Consider the following 12,066-nt stretch of genomic DNA (forward strand, 5'->3'; position numbering starts at 1 on the left):
GGGATTCTGAGAGAATTCCGCCGCTTTTAGTTAGTATGATTTCTTGTATCTATTATCTATCGTTGGTAGGTTATTCCCAGACTATCTAACTCCTGGCGTGAAACCGAGGGAGGAAATATTCCCTGATTTAATTTTTTAACAACCAAATCTCCCGTTTTAAGAGCCTCCTGTTCTGTGCTAAACCCAGCATTGCCTGGCAAGCCGGGAATTATTTTCTGCTCGATCACAGGCACTGTGTCCTGAGAAATCCGGTATCCCCACGTGCTGTCGAGATGAATTGCGGACACCTTGTAAGCGCGAAGACCTTCGCTGCTTGCATTTTTCTTGTTTCCATCGCAGGAAGAAAGAAAAACGGCGGCAGCGAAGGCCCACGTACAGATCAAAGCAGATCTGAAATTTTTTGAACTTTTAATCACGCTTAGTTATCGTCGTCGTCTACAGCTGCATCAGGATTGAAACCCCAGAAGTCATCAACTGGAGTGGAGCTTGCAAGTCCTGTTCCAAAATAACCTACATTGTTGATTACGAAACCTGCTGCATAACCACGTGTTCCTCCTTCAAAAGAAGTTTTCTCTATCCAGGTATCCGACGTGGGGTTATATTCCCAGCAATCTGAATTTGATGTTCCACCAACGATGTATCCTTTTTCGTTAATGACTAGTGCAAAAGCATTTGATCGTACTTGTGGGAAATCACCATTGTCATCATTAAAAACAGTTTTCTGAGTCCAGGTTCCCTTTCCACTTGCACCGCCTGGAACGAATTGATACAAGTCTCTTACCGTTGCAGCCGAATTGTTAATGCCGAAACCTATATAACCTGTTCCGCCGATTGTGAAAGCAGTCGCACTTCTTCTTTTTCCTCCAAGAAACGTCGCAACCTCTGTCCACGTGTCCGTTGTTGGATTATATTCATAAAAGTCCTGATAAACACCTGATGCGTTGTATCCAAGACCAACATATCCTTTATCTCCGATTGAGAATGCAGAAGCATACTGACGAGGGACACCCGCAAAATCAGCTACCGCTTTCCACTTATTCGTAGTCGGATCGTACTGCCAAAAATCTTTTTTGTAGCCGTTATCAACGGTTGTAACTCCGTCATAGCCAGTCCCAACGTAGGCTTTACCACCAGCAACAAACGAAACAGCGTCATTTCTTGCAGCTCCTGTGAATTCAGCCACCTGGGACCATATTTTGCCATCGGCATCATATTGCCAGAAATCTTTAACTCTTGGAACACTTTCTCTGGTATATCCTGTACCTATGTAACCTTTGTTATTAATCATAAAGCTTACTGCTCCGTAACGGGGAATACCTCCGAAGGAAGGTACATCTTTTTTGTACCAGTTTCCAACTTTGTCAGGATCGGATTCACTACCACATCCGAATTGAATTAGTGCAGTTGAAGCGATTAGAAGGGTTAACGATGACTTTTTTAAGGTATTAAACATGAAAAAATTCTGGTTTGACTAATTAATACAAATGAATACAAAAATCGTGGTACACTAAGGATAAAAAAAACAATTGAGATGAACGGACCGAATGTGTAGATGAAGAGACATTTGGACCAAATCTACTGCAAACATAACATCTTGGAATTGCTTAGAAAAATTATATATTTACTTTTTGTCTAAAAGTTTCATAATAGCTGTCACTAATAGGTACTGTATTTTGTCCGATTTTGATGCGCTGGCTTCTGATAATATCTATTTTACCGATCGAAACGATGTAAGATTTGTGAACCCGGAAGAACTGATTTCTCGGTAATTTTTCTTCCAATGCTTTCATTGTCATCCTTGTAATGACGGGATTAAGCTGAGTAACCAAATAAATTTTGAGATAATCTTTCAACCCTTCAACATGGCTGACATCGGATAATTTGATCTTCACCAACGAGTAATCCGAGGTTACAAATAAATATTCCAAATTTATAAATTGCTCATCTGCCTTGTTTCTCCTTTCTCTCAGAGTCAACAAACTGAAAATTTCATGGGCTTTTTCGGCTGTTTTCCAGAAACGTTCTCTTTGAAGAGGCTTCAAAAGGTAATCTAAAATATCCAGGTTAAAGGCTTCTAACGCAAAATAATCCCTATTTGTTGTAATGATTATCCTGGTATTGTCAGATAAACTTCTCAGATCCCTTAGTCCATCCGCACCACAATTTTCAATATCTAAAAATAGAAGGTCTACTTTTTGCGTTTTAAGAATGCTGGCGGCATTTTCCGAAACGGTATAGGCGCCAATCAAATCAAAAAATGAAATACTGTTAATGTGCTGACTCAAAACTTCCAGATCGTGTTCACTTTTATCAATGACAATACAGTTGATCTTCCTCATATGTACTTAAATGCAAATTGCCGATGTGATATCTAGCTATACGTGCAAGCCGGCGATTTTGTTGCAACTGATTTTGGTCTACACATTTTGCCTGTTTGTCTAATTCCCTTTGTTATTCAGGTTATATCTGATATTTTTGCATTTTTACTGTTCTTGCGCTAAATGAAATTTACTTATTATTCTTTTAAAGGATTATTTTCGCCGGTTTCCAGCTTACTCGCCGGATTATATTTGTGCGTTTCACTTTCAGGTTGCCAATCGGGTGATGAAATTAATGCTCTCGAACAAACCAACCCAGATGATTTCCTAGTTTTATTTTCTGATACGACAACTGTGAAGCTTTCCACAGTTGCCTGGGATTCGACCATGACAGGCGGTGCTGCGCGTATGCTTGTCGGCAGATACGTCGATCCATTCTTTGGGAAGATGCATTCCACTGCGTTTTTCCAGCCAACTGTAGTAACATCTTTTTCCCTTCCTGAGAAAGCAGTATATGATTCACTGGTCTTGAAACTTCCATATGATAAGTATTATTACGGAGACACGACCAAAACGTTAAATTTAACTGTTCACACGCTTCAGGCGGACATATTGGTTAAAAGCAATTATTTCAATAATAATACTACGACTTTTGACGAAACCCCAATTGGCAAGAAAAGCTTCAAACCGTCTCCGAATCAGGTTAATTCTGTGAGATTTAAGCTTGACGACGTCTTAGGAAAAAAGATATTTGATCAGAGCGCAGCTAATCTTTTAACGACCAATGAGCAGTGGATCAACATTGTAAAGGGCTTGGTCGTTATGGCTAATGCAAAAGACGACGCGTCGGTGATCGGTTTTAAAACAAGCAGTGACAGTACTGTAGTTGAACTTCATTACCATACCGATGAAAAAGATGGTGTTACAAAAGGAGTTGGAACATTTAAGGTTACTGCGGAATATAATCAAATCCTTGCTGACCGAGCGGGAACTGAGCTGGCCAAATTGCCAGTAAACAGCAGAACAGCACTTCCATCAGAACAATCCGGAAATAAAGTGTTCATCCAAGGAGGCCCAGGTCTGATGGCAAGAGCTGATTTCCCAACTTTACGTGGTTTGAAAGATGTAAAATACTCTGTGCCAAACCGCGCATTTTTAAGAATTACACCTTATAAAAACTCCGTTGTAAAAGGTATTTTTGGAGCGCCCGCAACCATACACGTTTACTATTGTGATAAAAACAATCAGTTCATCACATCCAGCGGCCAGCCCATTCCCCTGGCAACATTGGGAGGCACCTCTCAGCCAACAGCTGTTGTAGGGAGTTATGTAAACGATCTTTTCACCAATACCGAATATTACTTATTCGATGTAAGTTCACAGTTTACATCAATTCTTGCAAGCGAGTCGGCAGATGCTAACGGGCTTTTGTTTGTAACATCAGCATTGAGCGCAAATACCTACCCGGAAACACAGACAGAATTTGCCCAAAGCCTCACTCGCCTTGTAATCGGAGATCAGAAAAATACTGTGGAGCCTGGTGCAAAACTTCAACTTTATTATACGACGTTAAAGCCTTAATCTGTTGGCCTCTTAACGAACATAAGTAGAAAGAAAAGCGGCTCAGAAATCTTCTGAGCCGCTTTTCTTTGTATTACTAAAATCAAAATTTCCCGAATGATTTTTACATCACATACCCATCCTTAGGTAAAATCTTATCCGGAATCAATGGCGCATCGATAAGTTGTAGAAGATTGATTTCGATCGTCCTGGAGAGCGAAGTCATCGGGATATCATTATGGTTTCCTTCGAAAGGACTTTGCATAATGTAAGAAATTCCTTCTACATAAAAGAAAAGGAATGATATTAAAAACGTGATAGGAATGGCTATTCTCCCCAGACTTTCGATAAGCCCCATTGGTAGGATCAGGGTGAAAAGAAAAATTATAAAATGTACGAAGAAACTGTACTGCGTTGGGAAAATTGTGTTCTTAATTCTTTCACATTGTCCCATCGAATCACACAGACGGCTTAAAGTATCATCTATATTTTGAAAGAATAAAGTGTTTAAATATTGTTTATCATAGGCATAATTCAACCTCTCCTGAATGAGGAAAAGTATTGCATTGGGAATATTATCGTGACGGGCCACATAATCCAGTTCCTGCTCCGTAAGATGCAAATGAGCATTAACTAATACTGAATCACGACGTAGACTGTTACAAAGCGCATAACACCAAGCAATTTGCAGATGGGTAATATTCTCAACTATTGCTTTTTTTTCATCGGGTTCTGTTTTGATAAATGAAAGCGACTGCCGTATAAGCGTCCTGCTATCGTTCACAATAGCACCCCAGGATTTACGCGCTTCCCACCAGCGGTCATAAGCGGAATTTGTTCTAAAACCGAGTAAAAGTGAAAGCGCCGTTCCGACAATAGAAATGATAGAAAGTGGAAAAACAAGAAAGTGCCAGTCCTGGTACTGGTATAAATAAAAAACAAGCGCAGCATAGGCTGTAACAGCAAGCACACCCGGCCAGATGCCTTTTAAAAGGCGCCAAATGGAAAAAACTTCCTTAACGTACATTCCGGTAAATTATTAATAGTAATGAGTTCAGACGAATTTGAAAATATTATACCAATGTAGTTTAAAGGACCCACTAAAAATCTGTTTACTCCAACTAAAAAACAAAAAAACTGCTCCAAACCGGTTTTTCGCTATAAATTCAATTACTGTGCTTAAAGTCCATCGTCCTTAATTTTGAGAAAAACGAAGTATCGGACACCTTAGGTAATAAATGATTGCCTTTTGATTATGTTTGCTTTTCTCTTTAAAAACCCGCTATTACGATATATAAATTGAGTAATTTTAATAAATCAATGGCTGATTAATACCGATGACTTCAACCGACTTTTTATTTGCATTTCAGAAGATCATAGCACTATCGCAAACCGGACTTTCTTATAATCCACCCACCTACGACAGGGAGCGCTACGAAAATATCCGCGATATTAGTTTTCAGATGCTGGCAAAAATCAGTGACGTTACCGTTGCTCAGATCATTCAACTTTTCCCGGAAGACCACGGTTATGTTACACCAAAAGTAGATATCCGGGCAGTTATTTTCAGGAATAATGAAGAGTTGCTGATGGTGCAGGAAAAAATGGACGATAACAAGTGGACTGTTCCTGGTGGATGGGCGGATGTTGGCTATACGCCGTTCCAGGTTGCCGAGAAAGAAACCTGGGAAGAAACTGGACTGGAAGTGAAAGCAAAACGTTTACTGGCTGTTTTTGATAAGAGCAGGCATGATCATCCGCATCAGCCGTGGTATGTATACAAATTTTTTATTCTTTGTGAAGTTTCAGGCGGAGAACTTTTGCAACAAACGACGGAAACCTCGGAAGCTTCCTGGATAAAATTTGCTGATGTTTCAAACCTATCCCTCTCAAGATACAGAGTGACATTGTCCCAGCTGGAAATGATCTTTAAATTTGCGGCCGATCCCAACCTGCCCGCCTATTGCGACTAACAATTTAGAAGACCTCTATGCGAAAAACTTTCCGAAAATTCTCTTCGCGATATCAATAAGTGCTCTAAAATTATTTGGTTTCGTAATAAATTCATCAGCACCTGCTTCCAAAGCTTTTTTAGCAAGTTCCGGATTATCTGAAGTTGAAAGCATTACGGTCGGAATTTCCGCAAGCTCAGGATCAGACTTCATGGCTTCAATTGCCTCCAGTCCGTTCATTTGAGGCATATTCATATCCATCACAACGACCGTATCCGAAAGATCGTCTGAATTTTTTATGTTGTCTATTAGCTCCCGTCCGTTTTCGGACTCCACTACATTCACACCTGGATTGGCTTCTTCGAAAGCTTCCCTCAGCAACATCCTATCATCCTCGTCATCATCCGCGAGATGAACTGTCTTATTTTCGTCCATTTCGTATAAAACTCTCTAAATGAAAAGATATGTTTTCGCAAAATTAGTAATAATTCCCTTAGGAATTATTTTTTGAGCTATTTAGACTGAATATCAATTTGTAACATTCCGGCTATTAAAAAGCTGACCTTTCAGCTGATTGATGATGATCAGGACGATCACTTTATGTTCGCAAATGCATTAAATTCGGCATTCCCGGATTCTGTCTGAAACTATGCTTTTAATTGCCGGGAAGCTATTGACCTTATAAGCAGCCAGTAAATTCCCGCTCCTGATTTTATTTTCATGGATTGGAGTATGCCTTACATGGATGCCATCGATTGTATAAAAGCATTGAGACAAACAGAAAATTTGTCTCGGACTGCCAAACATAAATAGCTGGCGAAAGAATTGCATCAGGCAGTAGCAACCATTCAGCGACCGCAGAGCTGCTAACGATTTAAGAATTTCTGAAATCGCCGGAAGCGAAATTCAAAAAAATCGAGCAATTCTTCTTGGGACGATGCAAAAAACGGTTGTTCTTCGATTTCTCCCCACAAGATAAACGAAAATACTTCACCTGGATTTTTCAGAAATTGAAAATGTACGGTCGTTTTAGTTTCGAGCGCCTCTCCCTCTTCAATCACAAAAGGCTCTCTGACGATTCGATCGATATGTATCCCGATTCCATTAAAAACTGCCTGGTCAAACTGTGGATCAAACCGTTCATAAAACTGACTTATTACAAGTTCGTAGTCGATGCCCGTCGCCGGGAAAAAATCCGACTGAAAGAAATTCAAAAGCTGGTCAGGTGTTGGTCGCTGCATGAGCGTGAAATTAGGTAACAGAATCTATTTCGCCAATTCCAGCCCAAGGTGATAAACCAGGTCTTCAACCGTTACTTCCGCCGTAGCGAGTTTAACCCTGTCTTTATTGTAATACTCAGTCAGGTACTTATTATCATTTTCGCTATCGGTTATCAGTAAATACTTCGTAGGATATGTTTTAAAGTATTTCTTTGAACTGATATGGTCATAATTCAGGATGATGTGCGGCAGCTCACTTGCTGAATCCACATTTCCATAAGATATAATGACCACATCACTGGTGGGCAAAAATATTGTCACAAACCAGGCAGGATCGTAATGGACGATAAGTCTTACTATATCCATCTCTTCGAATTCGGGAATTCGTGTGGAGCTGATGAATGCTACGTTCTTCCATTTTTCCTTAATTAACTTCGCAATACGATCGATAAATATTTCCATGAAATAAAAAATGTTTCAATTGAATCTTCAAAAGATACATTTTCCCCGGTAAGAACAGACATAATTTCTTTGTGAATTGAGTTAACGGTAAAAAGTTAACCGTGCTTTTTAGAGCAGTACAAGGAGAAAATTAGCAGAAATAGATAACAAAAGAGCTGTAATACAGATTATTACAGCTCTCATTATTTCCGTAGGACGTAGCGTCACAACAATAATTTTATGAAAACATACGTGGTTTATCCTTAAATCGACTTTTGATACTGAAAATATCTTATATTTGATATTACATATATCCATAATATGTTATATAATACTATTTGTTCCTGCAATTATTCCTTCAATTATGATCACGTTTAATCTGGAATTAAATGTACGTCCTAATAAACACGGACTGTACATTATTTACATTAGAATTACTGAAAACAGAGTTAAAAAGAAAATAAATACGGAAATCGCCATTCCAAAAGAACATTTCAATAATAAAGCTAAATGGGGAAAATGGGTAAGGAATACCAATCCGAAACATGCAAAATATGCAGATATCGAGCACAAAATCGAAGAATTGAAATCAACAGCAAAGTTGATATCGGAATCCGGGGAATCTGTGATTGCCAGGATTAATAAGAAAAACACAGATGATAATACTTCACAACTAACAATTAAAGCCTATTTCGAATCATTCCTTAAAGATATGGAGTCTGAAAACTCCTATATCCATTGGAAGGGGACAAAATCCAAATTACTTAGATTTAAAGAATTTGTAGGAGGTGAGGTCCGCCTTAAAGATGTTGATACTTTTCATGTTCAGCGGTTTAAGATTTTTCTTCTCGATAAAGGCTTAAATAATGTCAGTATCAATAACAATATGGCCAGGATACATCATGCTTTTAAGGTTGCCTTGCGAAATGGCATAATTGACATTGATCCATTCAGGGCGCTTAAAACACTAAGAGAGCTTCCTTCTAAAAAGCAACGTCTTACGGATGAACAGATTGAAAAGCTTGAAAATTTAGAGCTAAGAACTGATCGAAAGATCAATTGGCCATTTAAGCAGAAATATGTACTTGTTCTCTTATTACAATGCCGGAATCAGGATTAAAGATTTACTTCAACTTAGGAATCTGAATATCAAATCAGGCCGTCTGGAATATGAAATGGACAAAACCGGTCACATCAAAAGTATTCCTTTAAACAAAAAGGCACTTAAAATATTGGCTATCTATTATGATAAAGAGGCAGATCCAAAACATTACTTTTTCCCAGTTTTAGACAACGACACAGAATTTGCAGAATATATAACTTACCAGGAAAAAAAGAAAATGAGCTTTGAGCTGAGAAAAAAACTTTTTAATGCAATTAGTTCTCACACAGCCCAGGTAAATAATAACTTAAAAATTATCTCTGATAAAATTGAACTGGAATCTCCAATAACATTTCATACCTCCCGACACTCATTTGCTGAAAAAGCATGGAAAATTCGGTGAAACTGACCACCTCAATTCGGTTTAAACTGACCACCTGATTCCGGGCGAAATTGACCACCCCATTTCGGATCAAACTGACCACTTGATTCCGGAGTAAACTGACCACCTGAGAGATTAGAAAATGCTGTAGAATCAACCATATTTTTGGCACGAACCAATCGTGTAAAAGGTATGGCCAATTCGACAATCAGCATGAGCAAAATAAGACAGATTTTACGGATGTACAGCCAGGGCCGCAGCAAGCTCTGGATAGCGGAACAGACAGGTGTTTCCCGCAATACCGCTAAGAAGTACATGGCCACTTTTGATGCGAGCGGACTTACCTTTGAACAGATCAACAGCCTGAATGATAAAGAGCTGGATGACTTTTTCGGAACTGTTAAACAGCAGCCACCGCAAGACAGATTGTTGAATCTGCAACGTTGTTTTCCGCAAATAGATAAAGAATTAAAACGGACAGGTGTTACCCGTCATATGCTTTGGGAAGCCTATAAAAGGGAATTTCCGGAAGGGTTTGCTTATACCGCCCGGCGGCCCGGCCAGTTTTGCTTTCATCTGACCAAATGGAAGGCCCGCGTTAACCCTGTGATGCATCGCACCGGCGACCCGGCAGGACCATAAGGCCGGCGATAAGCTGTACATCGATTTTGCAGGCGTTAAATTAGGTATCGTAGATAAAGAGACTGGTGAATTAACTGAGGTTGAAGTGTTTGTGGCTATCCTGGGAGCGAGTCAGCTCACTTACGTGGAAGCAGTTAGCAGCCAGCAAAAAGAAGATCTGATCGCAGCTTGCGAGAATGCACTTCATTATATCGGTGGTGTGCCGGCAGCAATTGTTCCGGATAACCGCCGGGCGGCCCCGCTTAAAGCTGCTGTTATAAAAAGCAACAAATACGAACCTACACTGAACGAGGCCTTTGCCGATTTTGCTGATCATTATGGGACTACAATATTACCTACACGCGCTTACCGGCCAAGAGATAAGGCGTTGCCGGGCCGCCGGGCGGTGGAAGGTGCTGTCAAAATCGTTTACAGTCGCATTTATGCGCCTTTAAGAAAGCAGGTTTACAACTCACTGACAGAGTTAAACGCAGCTATATTGATTGCTCTCGAGGCTCATAATAACCAACTGCTTCGGGGCCGTAATTACAGTCGCAGACTCCAGTTTGAAGAAATTGAGCGCAGTGCTCTGGCCCCGCTTCCGATCCTGCATTACGAGTTCAAAAAGCAGCTACATGCCACTGTAATGAAGAACGGGCATGTCTGCCTGAGCGTTGACAAGCACTATTATAGTGTCCCGTACCGGTTTATCGGCAAGAAAGTCAAGTTGTTGTATTCCAATTCTGTGGTTGAAGCATATTATCATTACGAACGTATCGCCCTTCATAAAAGGCTTAAAAGTCCCTATAATTATTCTACCGATAAAGAACATCTGGCCAGTACACACCGCTTCGTAACGGACTGGACACCAGATCGATTCCTGGAGTGGGCTTCCTCGATCCATGAAGATGTCAGGTTGTATATTCTTAAAATCCTGGACCGCAAACAGCATCCCGAACAGGCCTACCGCTCCTGTATTGGTATCCTCTCTTTTGCGAAGAAAGCTGGTGAACAACGCCTGATCAGCGCGTGCCAAAGGGCTTTAAGCTATGGTATCTACAACTATAAAACAATCCAGACTATACTGGAAAAAAATATGGATCAATATGAAGACAGCCTGTTTGCAGACGAATTACCCATGCCCAAACACGATAATATCAGAGGCGAAGACTATTATCAATAATCCTTTAAACAATTAATAAAAATGAACACAAACACTTTGGAAAAGTTACGCAAGCTAAATCGCACCGGCGACCCGGTTTTACGGCATGTTCCATGCCTTTAAAAGTAGCCTGGAAAGTGGAAAGACTAATGACTACACGGCGGATGAGCTTTTAGCCCATCTGGTTGACGCTGAATGGGATGACAGAAATAACCGCCGGGTCGAACGCCAGATCTTGTACGCACGGTTCCGCTATAAGGCCATGGTCGAAAATATCCACTATCATGCTGATAGAAGTATTGACCGTAATCAGATCATGCGCCTGGCAGAATGCTCCTTTATTGGCCGAAATGAAAACCTATTGATCACAGGCAGTACCGGAATCGGTAAAAGCTATGTAGCATCTGCGATTGGTCATCAGGCATGCATACTTGGCTACCGCGTAATGTATGCCAGTACTCCCAAATTGTTTGCCAAACTCAAAATGGCCAAGGCGGATGGATCTTACATCAAAGAGATTACAAAGATAGAACGGCAGCAACTGCTTATCCTGGACGACTTTGGTATCCAGCCTTTCGATGCCCAGAGCCGGGCAGCACTGATGGAAATCATAGAAGACAGGCACGGAAAAACATCCCTGATAATAACTTCTCAGTTGCCTGTCAGCAAGTGGCATGAAGTAATAGGAGAAAAAACCATTGCTGATGCCATTTTAGATCGTATCGTACATGATGCACACAGGGTTGAATTAAAGGGCGAATCAATGAGAAGAAAACGAAAAACGGAGCTCGAAAATAGCTACGAATAATTATAACTTTTATTTACTAATTTTGAATCGCTTCTACTAGCATTTTCTACTACCGGCCGCCAGTTAATTAGGTGGTCAATTTGCCACGGAATCAGGTGGTCAACTTCTCCGAAATACCCAGCTTAAGTAGCCTTTTGTGGGTTTCTTTATCCATTTCACTACATTTGCTAATGTTATTTGTCTTTGATTGCTATCACTTGTACAAATACAGAACTAAGCTCTACACTCTGCAAGTTTTTATAGAACTTTTTTCTATATTTTTTTAATTAATTATTTAAATGTCTGTAAAAGAAAGACTTAAAGAATATATTCATTTAAAAAAAATCAGCACTAGACAATTCGAAATTCAATTAGGATTGTCTAATGGATATATTAATAATATCAAAAAATCTATTTCAAGGGCGACCTTAGAGAATATCTCTATGAAGCACCCAAATTTGAACTTGGAATGGCTTCTACTTGGTGAAGGGGAAATGCTAAAGGGGGGGGTGGTTTGAAAA

16 protein-coding genes are annotated in these 12,066 nt (G+C 40.0%); 8 read left to right on the top strand and 8 right to left on the bottom strand.

The window, feature by feature from the left end:
* Positions 1–56: 56 nt before the first annotated feature.
* The 3 genes from BMY70_RS02895 to BMY70_RS02905 all read right to left on the bottom strand — a co-directional run bounded on the left by BMY70_RS02895 (position 57) and on the right by BMY70_RS02905 (position 2,339).
* Positions 57–416, bottom strand: a complete 360-nt coding sequence (locus tag BMY70_RS02895) for a DUF4907 domain-containing protein (RefSeq protein ID WP_229209450.1) — start codon at positions 414–416, stop codon at positions 57–59.
* Between the two features lie 2 nt (positions 417–418).
* On the bottom strand, positions 419–1,453 hold the full coding sequence (locus tag BMY70_RS02900) for a Kelch repeat-containing protein (RefSeq protein ID WP_090331755.1): 1,035 nt from the start codon (positions 1,451–1,453) through the stop codon (positions 419–421).
* Positions 1,454–1,613: 160 nt separating this feature from the next.
* A complete protein-coding gene (locus BMY70_RS02905) occupies positions 1,614–2,339 on the bottom strand; it encodes a LytR/AlgR family response regulator transcription factor (RefSeq protein ID WP_090331757.1) in 726 nt (241 codons plus the stop codon).
* Positions 2,340–2,501: 162 nt separating this feature from the next.
* Between BMY70_RS02905 and BMY70_RS02910 the strand changes: the two genes are divergently transcribed.
* On the top strand, positions 2,502–3,899 hold the full coding sequence (locus BMY70_RS02910) for a DUF4270 family protein (protein ID WP_090331759.1): 1,398 nt from the start codon (positions 2,502–2,504) through the stop codon (positions 3,897–3,899).
* Positions 3,900–4,002: 103 nt separating this feature from the next.
* Here the strand turns inward: BMY70_RS02910 and BMY70_RS02915 are convergent, their stop codons facing one another.
* Positions 4,003–4,905, bottom strand: a complete 903-nt coding sequence (locus BMY70_RS02915) for a bestrophin family protein (protein WP_090331761.1) — start codon at positions 4,903–4,905, stop codon at positions 4,003–4,005.
* A gap of 310 nt (positions 4,906–5,215) precedes the next feature.
* Here BMY70_RS02915 and BMY70_RS02920 point away from each other — a divergent pair, with 310 nt between their 5' ends.
* Positions 5,216–5,851, top strand: coding sequence for an NUDIX hydrolase (locus BMY70_RS02920; RefSeq protein WP_090331763.1), 636 nt, complete (start codon positions 5,216–5,218; stop codon positions 5,849–5,851).
* Between the two features lie 15 nt (positions 5,852–5,866).
* Here the strand turns inward: BMY70_RS02920 and BMY70_RS02925 are convergent, their stop codons facing one another.
* From BMY70_RS02925 to BMY70_RS02935, 3 genes are all read right to left on the bottom strand, one after another.
* A complete protein-coding gene (locus BMY70_RS02925) occupies positions 5,867–6,265 on the bottom strand; it encodes a response regulator (protein WP_090331765.1) in 399 nt (132 codons plus the stop codon).
* Between the two features lie 431 nt (positions 6,266–6,696).
* Positions 6,697–7,071, bottom strand: coding sequence for a hypothetical protein (locus tag BMY70_RS02930; protein WP_090331767.1), 375 nt, complete (start codon positions 7,069–7,071; stop codon positions 6,697–6,699).
* 24 nt (positions 7,072–7,095) lie between these two features.
* Positions 7,096–7,512 (bottom strand): hypothetical protein, encoded by a 417-nt coding sequence (locus BMY70_RS02935; protein ID WP_090331768.1) that lies wholly within the window; start codon positions 7,510–7,512, stop codon positions 7,096–7,098.
* Positions 7,513–7,855: 343 nt separating this feature from the next.
* Between BMY70_RS02935 and BMY70_RS02940 the strand changes: the two genes are divergently transcribed.
* Both BMY70_RS02940 and BMY70_RS02945 read left to right on the top strand, forming a co-directional pair.
* A complete protein-coding gene (locus tag BMY70_RS02940; protein ID WP_090331770.1) occupies positions 7,856–8,611 on the top strand; it encodes a tyrosine-type recombinase/integrase in 756 nt (251 codons plus the stop codon).
* Complete coding sequence (locus tag BMY70_RS02945; protein ID WP_090331772.1) at positions 8,571–8,996, top strand: tyrosine-type recombinase/integrase; 426 nt, start codon at positions 8,571–8,573, stop codon at positions 8,994–8,996. Before BMY70_RS02940 ends, BMY70_RS02945 begins: the two co-directional genes overlap by 41 nt.
* Before the next feature lie 11 nt (positions 8,997–9,007).
* On the opposite strand, the gene BMY70_RS31440 is transcribed toward BMY70_RS02945, so the two are convergent.
* A complete protein-coding gene (locus tag BMY70_RS31440) occupies positions 9,008–9,136 on the bottom strand; it encodes a hypothetical protein (RefSeq protein WP_262485733.1) in 129 nt (42 codons plus the stop codon).
* 4 nt (positions 9,137–9,140) lie between these two features.
* On the opposite strand from BMY70_RS31440, the gene BMY70_RS31065 reads away from it, so the two are divergent.
* The 4 genes from BMY70_RS31065 (at position 9,141) to BMY70_RS02960 (ending at position 12,063) form a co-directional block, all read left to right on the top strand.
* Complete coding sequence (locus BMY70_RS31065; protein WP_218148558.1) at positions 9,141–9,617, top strand: helix-turn-helix domain-containing protein; 477 nt, start codon at positions 9,141–9,143, stop codon at positions 9,615–9,617.
* A 19-nt stretch (positions 9,618–9,636) separates the two neighbouring features.
* Complete coding sequence (locus BMY70_RS02950; RefSeq protein WP_229209482.1) at positions 9,637–10,779, top strand: Mu transposase domain-containing protein; 1,143 nt, start codon at positions 9,637–9,639, stop codon at positions 10,777–10,779.
* Between the two features lie 85 nt (positions 10,780–10,864).
* On the top strand, positions 10,865–11,566 hold the full coding sequence (istB, locus tag BMY70_RS02955) for an IS21-like element helper ATPase IstB (RefSeq protein ID WP_218148560.1): 702 nt from the start codon (positions 10,865–10,867) through the stop codon (positions 11,564–11,566).
* A gap of 278 nt (positions 11,567–11,844) precedes the next feature.
* On the top strand, positions 11,845–12,063 hold the full coding sequence (locus BMY70_RS02960; RefSeq protein WP_090331774.1) for a hypothetical protein: 219 nt from the start codon (positions 11,845–11,847) through the stop codon (positions 12,061–12,063).
* The last annotated feature ends 3 nt before the right edge of the window (positions 12,064–12,066 follow it).

This window comes from Dyadobacter koreensis, from assembly GCF_900108855.1.
GTDB classification, from domain to species: Bacteria; Bacteroidota; Bacteroidia; order Cytophagales; family Spirosomataceae; genus Dyadobacter; species Dyadobacter koreensis.